General features: G+C 74.4%; 16 protein-coding genes. 8 read left to right on the top strand and 8 right to left on the bottom strand.

Translation table 11 applies throughout. The features are described from left to right. Nucleotides 1-194: 194 nt before the first annotated feature. Both DQ241_RS05910 and DQ241_RS05915 read right to left on the bottom strand, forming a co-directional pair. Nucleotides 195-2,282: a 3-hydroxyacyl-CoA dehydrogenase NAD-binding domain-containing protein gene (locus DQ241_RS05910; RefSeq protein ID WP_113829234.1), complete on the bottom strand. Its 2,088-nt coding sequence runs from the start codon at nucleotides 2,280-2,282 to the stop codon at nucleotides 195-197. Then, complete coding sequence (locus DQ241_RS05915) at nucleotides 2,279-3,502, bottom strand: thiolase family protein (protein ID WP_113829235.1); 1,224 nt, start codon at nucleotides 3,500-3,502, stop codon at nucleotides 2,279-2,281. Before DQ241_RS05915 ends, DQ241_RS05910 begins: the two co-directional genes overlap by 4 nt. 267 nt (nucleotides 3,503-3,769) lie before the next feature. Here DQ241_RS05915 and DQ241_RS05920 point away from each other — a divergent pair, with 267 nt between their 5' ends. From DQ241_RS05920 to DQ241_RS05930, 3 genes are all read left to right on the top strand, one after another. Beyond that, nucleotides 3,770-4,840 carry a sugar ABC transporter substrate-binding protein gene (locus DQ241_RS05920; protein WP_233492235.1) on the top strand — a complete coding sequence of 357 codons (1,071 nt, stop codon included), beginning with the start codon at nucleotides 3,770-3,772 and terminating at the stop codon, nucleotides 4,838-4,840. Between the two features lie 73 nt (nucleotides 4,841-4,913). Next, on the top strand, nucleotides 4,914-5,714 hold the full coding sequence (locus DQ241_RS05925; RefSeq protein WP_113829237.1) for an ATP-binding cassette domain-containing protein: 801 nt from the start codon (nucleotides 4,914-4,916) through the stop codon (nucleotides 5,712-5,714). Continuing rightward, complete coding sequence (locus tag DQ241_RS05930) at nucleotides 5,714-6,997, top strand: sugar ABC transporter permease (RefSeq protein ID WP_113829238.1); 1,284 nt, start codon at nucleotides 5,714-5,716, stop codon at nucleotides 6,995-6,997. The genes DQ241_RS05925 and DQ241_RS05930 overlap by 1 nt, the downstream gene beginning before the upstream one ends. Nucleotides 6,998-7,129: 132 nt before the next feature. On the opposite strand, the gene DQ241_RS05935 is transcribed toward DQ241_RS05930, so the two are convergent. Then, complete coding sequence (locus tag DQ241_RS05935; RefSeq protein ID WP_233492236.1) at nucleotides 7,130-8,284, bottom strand: ribonuclease D; 1,155 nt, start codon at nucleotides 8,282-8,284, stop codon at nucleotides 7,130-7,132. Between the two features lie 252 nt (nucleotides 8,285-8,536). Further along, nucleotides 8,537-9,157 carry a DUF3000 domain-containing protein gene (locus tag DQ241_RS05940; RefSeq protein WP_199584120.1) on the bottom strand — a complete coding sequence of 207 codons (621 nt, stop codon included), beginning with the start codon at nucleotides 9,155-9,157 and terminating at the stop codon, nucleotides 8,537-8,539. Between the two features lie 116 nt (nucleotides 9,158-9,273). Between DQ241_RS05940 and hemE the strand changes: the two genes are divergently transcribed. Both hemE and hemG read left to right on the top strand, forming a co-directional pair. After that, entirely contained in the window at nucleotides 9,274-10,323 is a 1,050-nt protein-coding gene (gene hemE, locus DQ241_RS05945) for a uroporphyrinogen decarboxylase (RefSeq protein ID WP_199584121.1), read from the top strand. Continuing rightward, complete coding sequence (gene hemG, locus DQ241_RS05950) at nucleotides 10,320-11,687, top strand: protoporphyrinogen oxidase (RefSeq protein ID WP_113829242.1); 1,368 nt, start codon at nucleotides 10,320-10,322, stop codon at nucleotides 11,685-11,687. Before hemE ends, hemG begins: the two co-directional genes overlap by 4 nt. Here the strand turns inward: hemG and DQ241_RS05955 are convergent. Further along, a complete protein-coding gene (locus tag DQ241_RS05955) occupies nucleotides 11,684-12,073 on the bottom strand; it encodes a hypothetical protein (RefSeq protein WP_113829243.1) in 390 nt (129 codons plus the stop codon). The two genes, hemG and DQ241_RS05955, sit on opposite strands and share 4 nt — an antisense overlap. A 383-nt stretch (nucleotides 12,074-12,456) precedes the next feature. Here DQ241_RS05955 and hemQ point away from each other — a divergent pair, with 383 nt between their 5' ends. Next, complete coding sequence (hemQ, locus tag DQ241_RS05965) at nucleotides 12,457-13,185, top strand: hydrogen peroxide-dependent heme synthase (RefSeq protein ID WP_113829245.1); 729 nt, start codon at nucleotides 12,457-12,459, stop codon at nucleotides 13,183-13,185. A 112-nt stretch (nucleotides 13,186-13,297) separates the two neighbouring features. Here hemQ and msrB read toward each other — a convergent pair whose 3' ends face one another. From msrB to DQ241_RS05980, 3 genes are read right to left on the bottom strand one after another with little or no spacing between them, the layout of a single operon-like run. Continuing rightward, entirely contained in the window at nucleotides 13,298-13,714 is a 417-nt protein-coding gene (msrB, locus tag DQ241_RS05970) for a peptide-methionine (R)-S-oxide reductase MsrB (RefSeq protein ID WP_113829246.1), read from the bottom strand. A gap of 41 nt (nucleotides 13,715-13,755) precedes the next feature. After that, nucleotides 13,756-14,412, bottom strand: coding sequence for a response regulator transcription factor (locus DQ241_RS05975; protein ID WP_113829247.1), 657 nt, complete (start codon nucleotides 14,410-14,412; stop codon nucleotides 13,756-13,758). Continuing rightward, the gene (locus DQ241_RS05980; RefSeq protein WP_158545884.1) at nucleotides 14,405-16,519 is read right to left on the bottom strand and encodes a sensor histidine kinase; all 2,115 of its coding nucleotides are present in this window, start codon (nucleotides 16,517-16,519) and stop codon (nucleotides 14,405-14,407) included. Before DQ241_RS05980 ends, DQ241_RS05975 begins: the two co-directional genes overlap by 8 nt. A gap of 172 nt (nucleotides 16,520-16,691) precedes the next feature. Between DQ241_RS05980 and DQ241_RS05985 the strand changes: the two genes are divergently transcribed. Continuing rightward, entirely contained in the window at nucleotides 16,692-17,339 is a 648-nt protein-coding gene (locus DQ241_RS05985; RefSeq protein ID WP_113829249.1) for a hypothetical protein, read from the top strand. Nucleotides 17,340-17,413: 74 nt separating this feature from the next. Next, nucleotides 17,414-17,890 (top strand): hypothetical protein, encoded by a 477-nt coding sequence (locus DQ241_RS05990; RefSeq protein ID WP_113829250.1) that lies wholly within the window; start codon nucleotides 17,414-17,416, stop codon nucleotides 17,888-17,890. The last annotated feature ends 37 nt before the right edge of the window (nucleotides 17,891-17,927 follow it).

Genomic DNA, 17,927 nt, shown 5'->3' on the forward strand with positions numbered 1-17,927 from the left:
GATCGGCGCGCGCCGGTACCGCCGCGTCGTCGTCGCTACCGCGCCCAGCCGCGGTAGCGGCCACCGCAGCGCGGTCCTCGCGGTGTCGTAGCCGACCCCGCGGTCGACCGCGCGCCTCGACGCCACACCGCGAGGACGACGAACGGCCCCGCACCTCGTCGTGAGGTGCGGGGCCGTTCGTCGTGCGGCACCGGTCAGGCGGGGAGGCTGGCCACGCCCTTCGGCAGGAACCGCGAGCCGGTGACCTGCTCCGAGACGCCGGTCCGGTCCAGGTAGGCGGAGATGCCGCCCAGCCAGAACGGCCACCCGGCGCCGAGGATCATGCAGAGGTCGATGTCCTGGACCGCCTGCACGACGCCCTCGTCCAGCATCAGCCGGATCTCCTGCGCCAGGGCCTCGAGCGCGCGGGCCCGGACCTGCTCCTCGGTCAGCGGGTCGTCGCCGGTGAACGCCTCGGCCAGCTCGGGGTCGAGGACGCCGGGCTCGGAGAACACGCTCGTCTTGCCCAGCTCGACGATCCGCTTGAGCCCCTCGCCGACCGAGAACCGGTCGGGGAACGCCTCGTGCATGCGCTCGGCCACGTGCAGCGCGACCGCGGGGCCGACCAGCGAGAGCAGCTCGAACGGCGTCATCGGCAGGCCCAGCGGGTCGAGGGCGCGCTCGGCGACCTCGACCGGCGTCCCCTGCTCCACGGCCGAGGTGACCTCGCCCAGGAAGCGGGTGAGCAGCCGGTTGACCACGAACGCCGGGGCGTCCGCGACCAGCACGCAGGACTTCTTCAGCGACTTCCCGACGGCGAAGGCGGTGGCCAGCGCGGCGTCGTCGGTCTGCTCGGCGCGCACGACCTCCAGCAGCGGGAGGACGGCGACCGGGTTGAAGAAGTGCAGGCCGACCACGCGCTCGGGGTGCTCGAGCTTGGCGGCCATCTCGGTCACCGACAGCGCCGAGGTGTTGGTCGCCAGGACGCACTCGGGTGAGACGATCGCCTCGACCTCGGCGAACACCTGCTGCTTGACCGACATCTCCTCGAACACGGCCTCGATGACGAGGTCGGCGTCGGCGAAGACGTCCTTGGACAGCGAGCCGGTGACCAGGCCCTTGAGCTGGTTCAGCTTGTCCTGGGAGAGGCGCCCGCGCTGGGCCAGCTTGTCCAGCTCGCCGTGCACGTAGGCCACGCCCTTGTCGACGCGCGCCTGGTCGATGTCGGTGAGGACCACCGGCACCTTCAGCTGGCGCACGAACAGCATCGCCAGCTGCGAGGCCATGAGGCCGGCACCCACGACGCCGACCTTGCCGACCTTGCGGGCCAGCGACCTGTCCGGCGCGCCGGCGGGGCGCTTGGCCCGCTTGTTCACCAGGTCGAACGAGTAGAGCGAGGCGCGCAGCGGGTCGCTCATCAGCAGCTCGGTGAGCGCGTCGTCCTCGGCGGCGGTCCCGGCGGTGAACGCCTCGCCGTCGACGCCGGCCCGGGCCAGGTCGAGCAGCTCGACCGACCGGACGGCGCCGGGGGAGGCGTTGCGGGTGCGGCCGGCGACGATCGCCCTCGCCCGCTCGATCGCGCCGTCCCAGGCGGACCGGTCGATCTCCGGGCGGGAGACCTGCACCGAGCCGTCGAGCACGCCCACGGCCCACTCGAGCGAGCGCTCGAGGAAGTCGGCCGGCTCGAACAGCGCGTCGGCGATGCCCAGCTTCGCGGCCTTCGGGCCAGGGGTCATCTTGTTCTGCGCCAGGGCGTTCTCGACGATGACCGTGACGGCGGGGTCGATGCCGATCAGGTTGGGCAGCAGCTGCGTGCCGCCCCAGCCCGGCACCAGGCCCAGGAAGGCCTCGGGGAAGCCGACCGCCGCGCCACCGCTGATGGTCCGGTAGTGGCAGTGCAGCGCCAGCTCCAGGCCGCCGCCCAGCGCGACGCCGTTGACGAACGCGAAGGTCGGGATGGTGGAGTCCTTGAGCCGCCGGAACACCCGGTGGCCGGTCTCGGCGATCTCCCGCGCCGCCGCGGCGTCGGTCACCGACGGGACGCCGGAGAGGTCGGCGCCGACGGCGAAGATGAACGGCTTGCCGGTGACCGCGATGGCCGCCGGCGCGGGGGTGCGGGCCGCGATCTCGTCGAGCGCGGCGTCCAGGGACGCCAGGCCGCCGGGGCCGAACGTGGACGGGCGGGTGTGGTCGTGCCCGTTGTCCAGCGTGATCAGGGCGATCTCACCGGACAGGCCGGGGTAGGGCACGAAGCGCACCAGCGCCCGGGTGACGACCTCGTTCTCGAACACTGCGGTGGTCACTTCTGGAACCCCTCCCAGTTCGGGTTCTCCCAGATCACGGTGGCGCCCATGCCCAGGCCCACGCACATGGCGGTCAGGCCGTAGCGCACGTCGGGGCGCTCGGCGAACTGGCGGGACAGCTGGGTCATCAGGCGGACTCCGGAGGAGGCCAGCGGGTGGCCGACGGCGATGGCGCCGCCCCACGGGTTGACCCGCTCGTCGTCGTCGGCGATGCCGAAGTGGTCGAGGAAGGCGAGGACCTGGACGGCGAAGGCCTCGTTCAGCTCGAACAGGCCGATGTCGTCGATGGTGAGGCCGGTGCGGGCCAGGGCGCGCTCGGTCGAGGGGACCGGGCCGACGCCCATGACCTCGGGCTCGACGCCGACGAAGCCGTAGCCGACCAGGCGCATGCCGATGTCGAGACCGAGCTCGAGCGCGACGTCCTCGGCGGCCAGCAGGCAGCCGGTGGCGCCGTCGTTGAGACCGGCGGCGTTGCCGGCGGTCACGTGCCCGTGCGGGCGGAACGGCGTCTTCAGGGTGGACAGGCCCTCGAGCGTGGTCTGCGGCCGCGGCGGCTCGTCGACCGTCGCCATGCCCCAGCCCTGCTCGGCCGAGCGGGTGGCGACGGGGACCAGCTCGGGGCCGATCTTGCCGTTGGCCAGCGCCTTGGCGAACTTCTGCTGGCTGGCCAGGGCGAACGCGTCGGCGCGCTCCTTGGTCAGGTGCGGGAAGCGGTCGTGCAGGTTCTCCGCGGTGGAGCCCATGACCAGCGCCGAGGGGTCGACCAGCTTCTCGCTGACGATCCGCGGGTTCGGGTCCACGCCCTCGCCCATGGGGTGGCGGCCCATGTGCTCGACGCCGCCGGCGATGGCGACGTCGTAGGCGCCGAAGGCGATGCCGCTCGCGGTCGTGGTGACGGCGGTCATCGCGCCGGCGCACATGCGGTCGATGGAGTAGCCGGGCACCGACTTCGGCAGCCCGGCCAGCAGCGCGGCGGTGCGGCCCAGGGTCAGGCCCTGGTCGCCGATCTGCGTGGTGGCGGCGATGGCCACCTCGTCGACGCGGTCGGCCGGCAGTGCCGGGTTGCGGCGCAGCAGCTCGCGGATGACGCGGACGACGAGGTCGTCGGCACGCGTCTCGGCGTAGATGCCCTTCGGGCCGGCCTTGCCGAAGGGGGTGCGCACGCCGTCGACGAAGACGACCTCACGCGGCGAACGTGGCCGCCGCTCTTCCGTTGTCACAGGACCTCCGCAGCAGATCGGGACCGGCGCCCGGGAAGGCGCGGCACCGGTCAAGTTACCCGTCGGTAACCGCCGGGCCAAGCGCGGCGCACCCCCTCCGGGGCGGATGCCGCTCACCCGTGTGGTTGACGGTCTGAAGTCACGGTCCGGCAACGGAAGGGGGGTGTGCTTGCGGTCACTCGACGGGTGCGCGCAAGATGACCCGCCGGAATTTCTCTGTAACCCCAACGAAATGGCAGGACAGTCATGGCGCGACGGCGCACCCTGATGACGGCTCTCGCAGCCTCCCTCGTCTTCGGCCTCGCTGCGTGCGGCAGCGACGACGGCGGCGACAACGGCGGCGGCGGTGGTGGCGGCGGCGAGGCCGAGGGCAAGATCGGCGTCATCCTCCCCGACACCGAGTCCTCCCCCCGCTGGGAGTCCTTCGACCGGCCGCTCCTCGAGCAGGCCTTCGAGGAGGCCGGCATCGAGTACGAGATCGACAACGCGCAGGGCGACGCCCAGCGCATGGCGACCATCGCCGACCAGATGATCACCTCGGGCGTCACCGTCCTGGCGATCGTGAACCTGGACAACGCCTCCGGGGCCCAGATCCAGGAGCGCGCCGCCGAGCAGGGCGTCGCCACCATCGACTACGACCGCCTCACCCTGGGCGGCTCGGCCGAGTACTACGTGTCGTTCGACAACGCGCAGGTCGGCCGCCTGCAGGGCCAGGGCCTCGCGGACTGCCTCGGCGACGTCCAGGCCAACATCGCGTTCCTCAACGGCTCGCCCGACGACAGCAACGCCACCCTGTTCTCCTCGGGTGCGCACGAGGTCCTCGACGCGATCGACACCTACACGAACGTCGCCGAGCAGGCCGTCCCCGGCTGGGACCCGGTCGAGGCCACGACGATCTTCGAGCAGATGTACACGCAGACCAGCGGGAACATCCAGGGCGTCTACGCCGCCAACGACACGCTGGCCAACGCCGCCATCCAGACGCTGGCGCGCAACAACCAGACCGTGCCGGTCACCGGCCAGGACGCCTCGCTCGAGGGCCTGCAGAACATCCTCGCCGGCCGTCAGTGCATGACCGTCTTCAAGCCGGCCTCGCAGGAGGCCAACGCCCTGGCCGAGCTGGCCATCGCGCTGATCAACGGCGAGGAGGACCCGTCGATCATCAACGGTGAGGTCGAGGACACCGAGGGCGACCGCCAGGTCCCGTCGGTCCTGCTCGACCCGATCTCGATCACCCGCGAGAACGTCAAGGACGTGACCGACGACGGTCAGGTCGCCGCTGAGGACCTGTGCACCGGCGAGTACGCCGCCGCCTGCACCGAGCTCGGCATCCAGTAAGTCCCGCATCCTCGGGGCGCCCTCCCCGCACGGGGAGGGCGCCCCGAGGGCATGTCCGAAGGAAGGAACGATCATGAGCGTTCCGCAGCCGCAGGACGGGACACCCATCCTCGAGCTCCGCGGCGTCGACAAGCACTTCGGCGCCATCCAGGTCCTCCACGGAGTGGACCTGAAGGTCTACCCCGGCCAGGTCACCGCGCTCGTCGGTGACAACGGCGCCGGGAAGAGCACGCTCATCAAGTCCATCGCCGGCATCCACCCGATCGACGGGGGTCAGCTCCTCTTCGAGGGCAAGCCGGTGACCGTCACCGGGCCGCGGGACTCCGCGGCCCTCGGCATCGAGGTCGTGTACCAGGACCTCGCGCTGGCCGACAACCTCGACGTCGTCCAGAACATGTTCCTGGGCCGTGAGCGCACCAAGGGCATCCTGCTCGACGAGGCGTCGATGGAGCAGGCCGCCCGCGACACCCTGGCCAAGCTGTCGGTCCGCACGCTGAAGTCGGTGCGGCAGCTGGTCTCCAGCCTCTCCGGCGGCCAGCGGCAGACCGTGGCGATCGCCAAGGCCGTGCTGTGGGAGTCGAAGGTCGTCATCCTCGACGAGCCGACGGCGGCCCTCGGCGTCGCGCAGACCCGCCAGGTGCTCGACCTGGTCCGGCGGCTGGCCGACACCGGCCACGCCGTCGTCTTCATCTCGCACAACATGGTGGACGTCTTCGAGGTCTCCGACCGCATCGCGGCGCTGTACCTCGGGCGGATGGCGGCCGACGTGCCCATCTCCGAGGTGGACCGCACCCGGGTCGTCGAGCTCATCACCACCGGACGGTCGGGGGACCTGGGCATCGAGCCCGCAGCAGTGGCCGAGGTGGGAGCCTGATGACCAGCAACACCGTGTCCGCGAGCACCGTCGAGCCCGGCGGCGCACCCAGCGGGTTCGAGGCAGACAAGGGCCCCGACAGCGTCGGCGCCGCCGTCCGCGGCTACGTCGACAAGATCCGGGGCGGCGACCTCGGCGCCCTGCCGGCCGTGCTCGGCATCGTCGTCCTGACGGTGCTGTTCTACGCGCTGCGGCCGGAGACGTTCCTGACGCCGCTGAACCTCACCAACCTGCTGGTGCAGGCGGCGCCCATCACCCTGCTGGCGATGGGCCTGGTCTTCGTCCTGCTGCTGGGCGACATCGACCTCTCCGCCGGTGTGGTCAGCGGCGTGTGCGCCGCGGTCAGCGCCCAGCTGCTGGCCGAGCAGGGCGTCTCGTGGTGGGTGGCGATCCTCGCCGCGCTGATCACCGGTCTGGTGATCGGCCTGGTGACCGGCACCCTCGTCGGCCTCATCGGCATCCCGTCGTTCGTCGTGACCCTGGCGCTGTTCCTCGGCCTGCAGGGCGTGACGCTGCGGATCATCGGCCAGGGCGGCACCGTGCCGATCCGCGAGCCGGTCATCCGCGGGCTGACCAACGAGTACGTGCCGGTGACGGGCGGCTGGATCCTGGCCGCCGTCGTGGTGCTGCTCTACGCCGCGCTGCAGCTCAACCGCTGGCGCGTGCAGCGCGCCCGCGGGCTGGCCAGCGCGCCGCTGGGCATCGTGATCGCCCGCATCGCGGTCATCGCCGTCGTCACGGTCGTCATCACCGCCATCCTCAGCGCCGACCGGGCGCTGTCGGCGGCGGTGGAGCTCAAGGGCATCCCGTACGCCATCCCGGTGGTGGTCGTGCTGCTCCTGGTGCTGACGTTCGTGGCCGGGCGGACGACGTTCGGCCGGCACGTGTACGCCGTCGGGGGCAACTCCGAGGCGGCTCGTCGCGCCGGCATCAACGTCACCCGGATCCGGATCCTGGTGTTCGGGCTGTCCTCGACGATGGCCGCGGTCAGCGGTCTGGTCGCCGCGGCGCGCCTGTCGTCGGTCACGCCGGGCTCCGGTGGCGGCAACACGCTGCTCTACGCCGTGGGTGCGGCGGTCATCGGTGGCACCAGCCTCTTCGGCGGCCGGGGCCGGGTCCGGGACGCCGTCCTGGGTGGTCTGGTGATCGCGATCATCGCCAACGGCCTGGGGCTGCTGCAGGTGTCGGCGTACCTGAACTTCATCATCACCGGTGGGGTTCTGCTGCTCGCGGCGACGGTCGACGCGCTCGCCCGGCGGCGGGCGGCGGCGGCGCCGAGATAGGCACCCGCCGCCCGCCGTGACCACACCCGGCGGGCGGCGGGAACTGCACCGACGGGGCGTCGTCCGCGAACTGCGGACGGCGCCCCGTCGTCGTCCGGGTAGCGGGTCCGCCGGAGCCGGGGAACGGGTCGGTCAGGCCCGGTTGGCGGCGTCGGTCAGGAGGTCGGCGGTGAGCTCGACCTGCCACTCGCGGGCGCCCCCGGCGCGCAGCGCGGCCTCGATCGCGGCGCGGTCCCGCGGCTCGGGCGGCGCCCACATCAGCCGGCGCACGAGGTCGGGGGAGAGGATGTTCTCCACGGGGATCCCGCCGTGCTTCTCCTTCAGCTCGGCCAGCCCGGTGCGCGCCACCTGCAGCCGGGTGGCCGCGGCCGGGTCGCGGTCGGCCCAGCGGTTCGGCTGGGGCGGGCCGTCGCCGGGCTTGCTGTGCAGCGGCAGCTGGTTCTCGGGCAGCGCCTTGCCGCGGGCCAGGGCGTTGAACCAGTGGGCCACGAGCCGGCGGTTGGCCCGACCGCGGAACACCGGTAGCTCCAGGAGCGCGCCCTCGTTCTTGGGGTCGGCCTGCACGGCCGACACCATGGCGGAGTCGGGCAGCACCCGGCCGGGCGCGATGTCGCGCTTGCGGGCCAGCTCGTCGCGGGCCTCCCAGATCGCGCGCAGCATGCCCAGCTGGCGCCGGCTCTTCAGGCCGTGCATGCCCGAGGTGCGCCGCCAGGGGTCCGCCTTCGGGGCCGGCGGGCCGGCGGCCAGGATCGCCTCGAACTCCTGGCGGGCCCACTCCGTCTTGCCCTGCTCCTCGAGCACGGCGGCCAGCGCGTCGCGCAGGTCGACCAGCACCTCGACGTCGAGCGCGGCGTAGACGAGCCACTCCTCCGGCAGCGGGCGGGTGCTCCAGTCGGCGGCGGAGTGCCCCTTCTGCAGCGAGTAGCCCAGCAGCGACTCCACGACGGCGCCCAACCCGACCCGGGGCAGCCCGGCCAGGCGGGCGGCGAGCTCGGTGTCGAAGATGCGCCGGGGGACCAGCCCGATCTCGGCCAGGCAGGGGAGGTCCTGGTTCGCCGCGTGCAGCACCCACTCGGCGTCGCCGATCGCGTCCTGGATGACCGAGACGTCGGGCAGCGGCACCGGGTCGACCAGACCGGTGCCCGAGCCGTTGCGGCGCAGCTGGACCAGGTAGGCCTTCTGGCCGTAGCGGTAGCCCGACGCGCGCTCGGCGTCGACGGCGACCGGGCCGGTGCCCTCGCGGAGGGCGGCGGCGTACTCCACCAGCTGGGTGGAGGTCTCGATCACCGGGGGCAACCCGTCGCGGGGCGCCAGCAGGGGGATCGCGGTGCTCTCCGCAGGCGCGTCACCGGTCGCCGGCTGGGGAGTGGGCTCGGTGCTCAGTTGCCGTCCACCTTCTCGCCGGTCGTCGTCGCCGGGCTGGTGCCCTGGCCGTCTGGCGCGCGGGCACGCCGCGGGAGCAGGGGAGGGAGGTCTCCGGCTCAGCGGGCGGGGCCCGTCTGCCGGGGACGATGGTAGAGAGTGCCGCCGCCGGACCGGTCAGCGACCTTCCCCGCCCGCCCCCAGCAGGCGCACTCCGGGGGGCGGCAGCCCGGCCGCGTTGCCGAGCACCTCCAGCCAGGCGAGCAGGTGCCGGTCGAGCGCGGTGTCGCCGGCGGTCCAGGAGGCGCGGATCTCCACGTCCACCGAGTGCTCTGGGCTCGCCAGCTCACCGAAGCGGGTCGAGGCCGTGCGGGTCACCGTTCCGCCGACGGCGGAGTGGTCGGCCCCGGCCTCGTCGAGGGCGTCGGTGAGCCAGCTCCACGCCACCTCGGAGAACATCGCGTCGTCGACGAGCTCCTCGTCGGTGGAGGCCGACAGGTAGCCCACGCAGCGGGTGGTGCCGTGCCAGGCGTCGTGGCCCTCGGGGTCGTGCAGCACGATGAACCGCGCGCTGGCGACCTCGACCTCCTCGTCGCCGTCGAGCTCGGTCACGTGCGCGGCCAGCGCGTGGGCGAACGGGGCCAGCCGCTGCGGGGCCGGGATGGGCTCCAGCTCGATCTCGGGACGCGCCCGCACGCCGGCCAGGGCCTCCAGGGCGGCGCGGAACGGCGCGGGGACGTCCTGCCCCTGCGCGTCGCTGCCTCGCTCCCCGGCGCCGGCCAGGCTGTGCGGCTCCACGAGCGCAGGGTAGGTCGCCGACCGGCACATCGCGCCCGACGCGCCGCGACCGGGGCCGTTACCGCGCGACACGCGCCGCGCGGGCGGCGACGCGCCGTCTGGGAGGATCGGCTCCCGTGAGCTCCGCACCCGCCCCGAACCCGGCCGCGTCCGACCTCGTCCGCGCCGCCCGGGGCCTCCCCGTCTCCCGCACCCCGGTCTGGTTCATGCGGCAGGCCGGCCGGTCCCTGCCGGAGTACCGGGAGCTGCGGGCCGGCACGAAGATGCTCGAGGCCTGCCAGGACCCCGACCTGATCACCGAGATCACCCTGCAGCCGGTGCGCCGGCACGGGGTGGACGCGGCGATCTTCTTCTCCGACATCGTGCTGCCGCTGGTCGTCGCGGGCGTCGACATCGAGATCAAGCCGGGCATCGGCCCGGTGATCGCGAACCCGGTGCGCAGCGTCGCCGACGTCGACGCCCTGCCGGAGCTCGACCCCGACGCCCTCGGTTTCATCCGGACGTCGGTCGGGCGGCTGGTCGCCGAGCTCGGCGGCACCCCGCTGATCGGGTTCGCCGGAGCGCCGTTCACCCTCGCCACGTACCTGATCGAGGGCGGGCCCTCCAAGGAGCACGCCCGCACCAAGGCCTTCATGCACGCCGAGCCGCAGGCGTGGACCCGGCTGCTGGAACGGCTCGCGGTCTCCTCGTCGGTGTTCCTGCGCACCCAGGTCGACGCCGGCGCCTCCGCGGTGCAGCTGTTCGACTCCTGGGCCGGCGTGCTCTCGGCCGCCGACTACGCCGAGCGGGTGCTGCCGCACTCACGCGCGGTCTTCGACGGGCTGGGCGACCGCGACGTCCCGCGCATCCACTTCGGCGTCGGCACCGGTGAGCTGCTGCCGCTGATCGGCCAGGCCGGCGCCGACGTGGTCGGCGTCGACTGGCGGGTGCCGCTGGACGAGGCCGCCCGCCGGGTCGGCCCCGGCTACTCGCTGCAGGGCAACCTCGACCCCGCCGTCCTCCTGGCCGACCGGGCCACCGTGGACCGGGAGGTGCGCCGGGTCGTCGAGCAGGGCCGGGCCGCCCGCGGGCACATCTTCAACCTCGGTCACGGGGTGCTGCCCGACACCGACCCCGACGTGCTCACCCACGTCGTCGAGCTGGTGCACGAGCTCAGCGCCCGATGAGCAGGCTGGTCGTCGTCGGGGCCGGGATCACCGGCCTGGCCGCCGCCTTCGAGTGGCGCCGCCGCCGGCCGGACGACGAGATCGTCGTCCTCGAGGCCGGCGACCGCATCGGCGGCAAGCTGCACCGGATCGAGCTGGCCGGGCACTGGTACGACACCGGACCGGAGGCGATGCTCGCCCGGGTGCCGGAGGCGGTCGGTCTGGTCGAGGCCCTCGGGCTGGGCGACCGGCTCGTCGCGCCGGCGACCACGCAGGCCTCCGTCGTCCTGCCGGACGGGCGGCACGCGCTGCCGGCCGGCACCGTGCTGGGCGTGCCGGCCTCGGCCGACGGGCTGGAGGGGTTCCTGTCCGCCGACGGCGTCGCCCGGGTCCGCGCCGAGGCCGACCTGCCGCCGCTCCAGGTGGACGGCGACGTCGCCGTCGGCGGCCTGCTGCGCGAGCGGCTGGGCGACGAGGTGGTCGACCGGCTGGTCGAGCCGCTGCTGGGCGGCGTGTACGCCGGCCGGGCCGACGAGCTGTCGCTGGCCGCGACGATGCCGCAGCTGGCGGCGCACCTGGGCCGGGAGCGCTCGGTGCTGGGCGCGGCCGCGGCCGCCCGCGACGCGGGGACGCGCAGCCGCGGCGACGCCGACGGGCCGGTCTTCGTGACCGTCTCCGACGGCATCGGCGCCCTGCCGGCCGCGCTGGTCGAGGCGGCCCGCGCGGAGGTGCGGCTGCGGACCCCCGCGCACGGGCTGCGGCGCACCGCCACGGGCTTCGAGCTGTCCACCGGCCCGGCGGCTGCCCCGGAGGTGCTGACCGCCGACGCGGTGCTCGTCACCGCGCCGGCGCCCAAGGCGGCCCGCCTGCTGCGCGAGGTCGCCCCGGACGCCGTCGCGCCGCTCGAGGGGATCCCGTACGCCTCGATGGCGGTCGTCGCGATGGCCTTCCCGGCGCAGGAGGTCGACGCCGGCTCCGGTCTGCTCGTGCCCCCGGTGACCGGGCGGCTGGTCAAGGGCGTGACCGTCTCCTCGTCGAAGTGGCCGCACCTGGGCGACGACGTGCTGTTGGTGCGCTCGTCGGTCGGCCGGTTCCGCGACGAGTCCGAGCTCCAGCGGTCCGACGACGACCTCGCCGCCGCCGTGGTCGCCGACGTCGCCGACCTGCTCGGCCTGGCGCGGCCCGAGCCGGTGCAGACGGCGGTCGTGCGCTGGGGCGGCGGGCTGCCGCAGTACCTGGTGGGCCACCCGGCGCGGGTCGACGCCGTCCGGGCCGCGGTCAGCGCGGTGCCGGGTCTGGCCATCGCCGGAGCCGCGTTCCGGGGCGTCGGCGTGCCGGCCTGCATCCGCGACGCGCACCACGCCGTCGACGCGCTGCTCGGCTAGGGACCGCGCCGGTCGGCGACCGCGCGGTCCACGCCGTCCTCCCGGTAGCGCACCTCGACGACGTGGCCCAGGGCGTCGAGCTCGTGCTGCAGCGCGTAGGCCAGGTGCAGGCCTTCCCGCCGCCACGCCGTCCACTCGGCCTCGTCGTCGGCCCTGCGATCGAGCGGTGGCGGCTCCCAGCCCCAGCGGGCGGCGTGCTCCTCGAAGGCGCCGTTCCAGGCGGTGAGGCAGCCGATCAGGTCGGGGGAGACGCCCAGGTGGGCCGGGTCGACGACGTAGTCGTCGTCCGGTCGCGCTCCGGAGGTGTGGTTCCACAGGTAGGCGCCACCGTGCTCGGCGGCGAGCACGACGACCGTCGGGGTCCGCCGCTCCTCGTCCTCGGGCACGGGGCGCAGTGTGCCGCGGCTCCCGTGTCGGACGCTACGGCCTTGCGGGGCATCGGGTACGAGCCGTCGGTGTTGCCACTCCAGTGAGCACCACGCACCACACGCACGAGCCCAGTTCCCGACTCCGCGACCGCGTCCGCACCCAGGCCGACCGGCAGGCACGGTGCCTGCGCCACCACGTGTGGATGGCCGCCTGCGACGACTGCCGCGACGCGCGGCGTCCCCGGACCGATGACCGGTCGGAGACGCTGCGCGCCGCGGGCTGACGCGGCCCTGATCCACGGCCCCGGTCCTCGCCACCCGGTGAGGACCGGGGCCGCGGCGTGAGGAGGGCGACCCCCCGGGTGGCCCGCGTCGGATCCGGGGAGAGGGAGAATGGCGGCATGAGCGAGCAGACCGGGACGCAGTCCGACGAGCGCAGCATCGGCAAGCGGGCGAACGAGCTCAACGCCCTCATCCGCTACACGATGTGGTCGGTGTTCAAGCTGGCCCGCCCGCTCGCCGACGAGCAGCGCCCTGCGGTCGCCGACGAGCTGAGCGCGCTGGTCGAGGAGCTGGCCGGCAAGGACGTCGTCGTCCGCGGCACCTACGACGTCGCCGGCTTCCGGGCCGACGCCGACGTCATGATCTGGTGGCACGCCTCCTCGGCCGAGGCGCTGCAGGAGGCCTACACCCGGTTCCGCCGCACCGCCCTGGGCCGCCACCTCGACCCGGTGTGGTCGCAGATGGCGCTGCACCGGCCGGCGGAGTTCAACCGCAGCCACATCCCGGCGTTCCTCGCCGACGAGGAGCCGCGGCAGTTCATCTGCGTCTACCCGTTCGTGCGGTCCTACGAGTGGTACCTGCTGCCTGACGAGGAGCGGCGGGACATGCTCAAGGAGCACGGCATGCAGGCCCGGCCCTACCCCGACGTGCGGGCCAACACCGTCGCCGCCTTCGCGTTGGGCGACTACGAGTGGATGCTCGCCTTCGAGGCCGACGAGCTGCACCGCATCGTCGACCTCATGCGCGACCTGCGGGCGAGCCGGGCCCGGCGGCACGTGCGCGAGGAGGTGCCGTTCTACACGGGCGTCCGCAAGCCCGTCGCCGAGCTGGTCCGCGACCTGGCCTGACCCGCTTCATCGCGGTGAGGCGGATCCGCTTTGCCGCGGCAAAGCGGACCCACCGATACGCCTGAGGGCGGCTACCGATGGTTCGGTAGCCGCCCTCAGGCGTACGGGGCGCCTACTCCGCCGGCTGGAGGCGGATGGAGACGCTGTTGATGCAGTAGCGGTCGCCGGTGGGCGTCTGCGGGGCGTCGTCGAAGAGGTGGCCCAGGTGGCTGTGGCAGGTGGCGCACAGCACCTCGGTGCGGATCATCCCGTAGCTGCGGTCCTCGCGGAGGATCACGTTGTCCCCGGCGGAGGCCTCGTAGAACGACGGCCAGCCGCAGTGCGAGTCGAACTTGGTCTCCGAGCGGAACAGCTCGGCGCCGCAGGCGCGGCACTCGTAGACGCCGACGGTCTTGGTGTCGACGTACTCGCCGGTCCACGCCCGCTCGGTGCCCGCCTGGCGGAGCACCGCGTACTCCTCCGGCGACAGCTGCGCCCGCCACTCCTCGTCGGTCTTGGTCACCTTGGGGGTCTGGGAGGAGGTCGTCATGCCCCCAGGAACGGCTCCGGCCGGATCACCATTCCCGGAGGTCACCGGCCCAGCCCCGCCTCGCGCGCCCGGACGATCGCCTGCGCCCGGTCGGTGACCTGCAGCTTGGCCAGCACGTTCGACACGTTGTTCCGCACCGTCTTCGGCGACAGGTGCAGCGCCGCGGCGATCTGCGCGTTCGAGCGCCCCGCGGCGACCAGGTCCAGCACCTCCCGCTCCCGCGCGGTGAGCTGCGGGAACGCCGCCTGGGGCCCGGCGGGGGCGGCGCTGAAGAACTCCGCGATCCGGCGGGCCAGCGCGGCGCCGAAGACCGCACCGCCGGAGGCGACCGTGGTGATGGCGCGCACCACCTCCTCCTGGTCGGCGCCCTTCAGCAGGTAGCCGCGGGCCCCGGCGCGCACGGCGGCGAACACGGTGCCGTCGTCCTCGCTCATGGTCAGGACGACGACGCCGACCGACGGCTGCTCGGCGGTGATCAGGCGGGTGGCCTCGATGCCGTCGAGCACCGGCATCTGCACGTCCATGACGACGACGTCGGGCTGCGCCTCCCGGGCGAGCTCCACCGCCCGGGCGCCGTCCGCCGCCGTCCCGACCACGGTCATCCCGGGCACCGACCCCAGCAGCATCGCCAGCCCGTCCCGGTAGACCGGGTGGTCGTCGGCGAGCACCACGCGCACCGGTTCCTCCGGCTCAGCCATACCGTCCCCCGTCCACGGGCAGCTCCGCCCGCACCACCGTGCCGCCGTCCGGCGGGCACTCCACCACGCACCGGCCGCCCAGCTCGGCGGCCCGCTCCCGCAGCGACACCAGTCCCACGCCCGCGGGCACGGCCGGGCCGATCCCGACGCCGTCGTCGGTCACCGTGAGCACCAGCGCGCCGTCCTCCCGGTCGAGCCGCACCGCGACCCGCCGTGCCGACGCGTGACGTGCGGCGTTGGCCAGCGCCTCGGAGGCGATCCGGTAGCCGGCGACCTCCACCGCGGCGGGCAGCGGCTCCACGTCGGCGGCTGCGGTGACCTGCACCGCCACCCCGGGCGGCAGCAGCCGCTCCGCCTGCTGCCGGATCGCGCCGGTGAGCCCCAGGTCGTCCAGGGCCGGCGGGCGCAGGTCGTGCACCAGGCGGCGGACGTCGGCCAGGGCGGCGGCCACGTCGTCGCGGGCCATGCGCAGGATGCGGTCGGCCTCCTCGGGCCGCGACGCCGCCAGGTTGCGGGCGGTGTCGATGCGCAGCACCACCGCGCCGAGGCTCGGGCCCAGCCCGTCGTGCAGGTCCCGGCGCAGCCGGCGGCGCTCCTCCTCGCGGGCGGTGACCAGCTGCTCGCGGCTGGCCTGGAGCTCGGCGGCCAGGGAGGTGGTGCGGGCAGCTGCAGCCGCCTGCCGGACGACGTCGGCGAGCAGCCGCTCGTCCCGGGCGACCAGGTGCGCGCGGACGCCGTCGCGGGGCAGCAGCAGCCGGCCGACGTGCTCGCCCCGGTAGGCGATGGGCAGCGACTGGACGGCGCCGGGGCGGCGGCCGTGCTCGGCCAGCAGCTGCCGCCCGCCCGGTGCGCCGACCTCCACCCCGACGTAGGGGGAGCGGAAGGCCTCGGCCACGGACCCGGCCACCGCCATGAGCTGCTCCTCCGGGCCGTCGGTGCGCTCCAGCCGCTCCGCCAGCCCGGCCACCACCCGGTAGGGGTCCTCGCGCTGGCCGAGCACCCAGCGGCGGACCGCCCGCCACAGCGCCGCGCGCAGCGGCACGAGAACGACCGCCACCAGCAGCAGGGTGACCACCAGGGCGCTGCGCTCGTCGAACCGGTTCCCCATGAGGGCGCCGGCCGCGGCCAGCACCGCCAGGTCCAGCACGACCACGCCCACGGCCAGCCCGCCGTACACCAGGGTGCCGCCGAGCAGCCGGTCGATGTCGACCGCCCGTGGCCGCAGGATGCCGACGGTGACCGCCAGCCCGGTGAGGCCGATGGCGAGCGCGAGGTCGAGGCTGATCGTGGTCGACGGGAAGAGCAGCGCGCCGAGCATGACCAGCGCGTCGACGACCCCGGCCCAGAGCAGCCAGCGCATCCGACGGCGGTCGTCGCCGGAGGAGGCGCGCAGCCGGTGGACGACGACGGCCAGCGGCAGCAGGATCCCGACCGCGCTGAGCGGGAACGCCAGGCGCAGCAGGGGCATCACCACGGCCTCGGGCAGCGGCAGGCTGGTCGCGTCCAGGCTCAGCCCCCGGTAGGGCTCCGGCATCGTGGCCCCGGCGCGCTCGTCGAGCAGGTCCGCCGGCGTGGTCACCACCAGCACGGGCAGCAGGGCGGTGCACCCCAGAGCCACGAGCGACACCGTGCGCCAGCGCCCCGTGGGCAGCCGGCCGTCGGGGTAGAGGAGCAGCAGCAGCGGCAGCCCCAGCAGCAGCCACGCGCCGAAGCGCTGGACGAACCAGAACGCCGTGGAGGCGCCGGGCAGCGCGGGGTCGCTCTGCACCGCGTAGGTCAGCCAGGACGACGCCAGCCCGTCCAGCGCCCAGAACAGCGCGGTCCCCGCGACCACCCAGGAGACTGCGTTGCGCGGGGCACGGCTGAGCAGCAGCGCACCGGGGACGGCGAGCAGCACGCCGGACAGCCCGATCTCCCAGCCCAGCCCCGACTCGGTGGCCACCCGCGCAGCCTCGGGCGTCATCCCGTCGAGCACCGCCGTGAGGGCGACCGTGGTGAGCGTGACCGCCATGGAGATCCAGCCCAGGGCCGGGACGGCGCGGTCCCACCGGGCCCGCACCGGCGGGGCGACGGCCGGCGCGGCGGCGACGGGCTCCCGGACCTCCACGCGCGGATCATGCCGGGACCGGTGTCCCGGCGGACAGGGGCGCGGCGTCCCGATCCACCCGGGACACCGCGCGGGCGAGGTCGGGCGCGGGCGCCCTGGCTGCCCGGGACGCCGGGCCGAGACGGTGCTTGCGACGGTGCAACCCGCACCGGACCGCCCTTCCGGAGGAACCATGTCGATCAACGCCAGCCCGCCGTCCGCCCGCACCGACACCGCGCTCGCCGACCCGCCGCGGCCGGCACCGGACCCGATCCGGGCGGTGCGGGCCGCCGGCCTGGCCGTGGCTGCCGGGACCTTCGCCTGGGCCCTCGGCTCGGTGCTGACCGCCGACGTCGACCCGGCGAGCGACACGTACCCGTGGGCGTACAAGGTCAGCTCGCTGCTGTTCCAGCTCGGCCTGGTCGCGCTGGTCTCGGTGCAGCTGCGCACCGGGGCGACCGGCACCGGCCGGCTGGCCCGCGGCTTCCTGCACGCCGAGCACGTGATGCTGGGTCTGGCGATCGCCTCGTCCGTCCAGTGGATCGTGGCTCCCGACGTGTCCGAGGACGCGTTCTGGCTCGCGCTGGACCTGTTCTGGCCGCTGTCCATGCTGGGCATGGCGGCGATCGGCATCCGGATCGCGATCGCCGGCCGGTGGCGGGGTGCCGCGCGGGTGTGGCCGGCGGTCGCCGAGACGTGGGCGCTGGTCATGTTCCCGGCGATGGCCGTGGTGAGCGAGGACGCCACGTCGTTCGTCAGCGCCGGCCACCTGCTCGTCGGCTACACCGCGCTGGGCGTGATCCTCGCCGTCCGGCCCGAGCTCACCCTCCCGCGCCGGTGACGACGACGGTGCCCCGCCCCCGTGCCCCCGGGGCGGGGCACCGCCCCGCGCGCAGGTGCGGGGAGACTGGGCGGGTGACCTCGCCTGCCTCGCCGGTCGACCGGCCCCTGCCCGACACCTGGTTCGTCCGCGACCTGCCCGTGCTGCGCGCGATCGCCCGGTTGGTGGACGAGCCGAAGCACGGCGGTGCGCCCTACCTGCTCGGCTCCGTCGTGCCGGGCAGCGGGCTCCCCAAGGCCGAGGTCATCGCCGCGGCCAAGGCGCTGGCGGCGGCGGGCTACATCGAGCCGCTGACCAACCACGCCGGTGACATCGTGCGGATCACCGCGATCTCCGCGGAGGCCCGCCGGCTGGCCGGGCTCTGGCCGACCCCGCAGGGGGAGTGGGAGCGGCTGCTCGAGCAGCTGGCCGCGCGGGCGGCGAACGCGCCGACCGACGTCGAGCGGCAGCGCTGGCAGGCGTTCTCGGAGGCGGCGCGGGCCGTGGGCCCCGACGCGGGGGCGCTGCTGATGTCCGCGCTCATCGGCGGGTACGTGCCGCGCAGCCGCTGAACGGGGCCACGAACGACAGCGCCCCCGCCCGGAGATC

The organism is Blastococcus sp. TF02A-30 (genome assembly GCF_003319185.1).
In the GTDB taxonomy this organism is placed as follows: Bacteria; Actinomycetota; Actinomycetes; order Mycobacteriales; family Geodermatophilaceae; genus Blastococcus.

Coding starts and splice junctions, on each gene's coding strand:
- DQ241_RS05920 (WP_233492235.1), top strand. CDS start 3,770: ATGACGGCTCTCGCAGCCTCCCTCGTCTTCGGCCTCGCTGCGTGCGGC.
- DQ241_RS05925 (WP_113829237.1), top strand. CDS start 4,914: ATGAGCGTTCCGCAGCCGCAGGACGGGACACCCATCCTCGAGCTCCGC.
- DQ241_RS05930 (WP_113829238.1), top strand. CDS start 5,714: ATGACCAGCAACACCGTGTCCGCGAGCACCGTCGAGCCCGGCGGCGCA.
- hemG (WP_113829242.1), top strand. CDS start 10,320: ATGAGCAGGCTGGTCGTCGTCGGGGCCGGGATCACCGGCCTGGCCGCC.
- hemQ (WP_113829245.1), top strand. CDS start 12,457: ATGAGCGAGCAGACCGGGACGCAGTCCGACGAGCGCAGCATCGGCAAG.
- msrB (WP_113829246.1), bottom strand. CDS start 13,714: ATGACGACCTCCTCCCAGACCCCCAAGGTGACCAAGACCGACGAGGAG.
- DQ241_RS05975 (WP_113829247.1), bottom strand. CDS start 14,412: ATGGCTGAGCCGGAGGAACCGGTGCGCGTGGTGCTCGCCGACGACCAC.
- DQ241_RS05985 (WP_113829249.1), top strand. CDS start 16,692: ATGTCGATCAACGCCAGCCCGCCGTCCGCCCGCACCGACACCGCGCTC.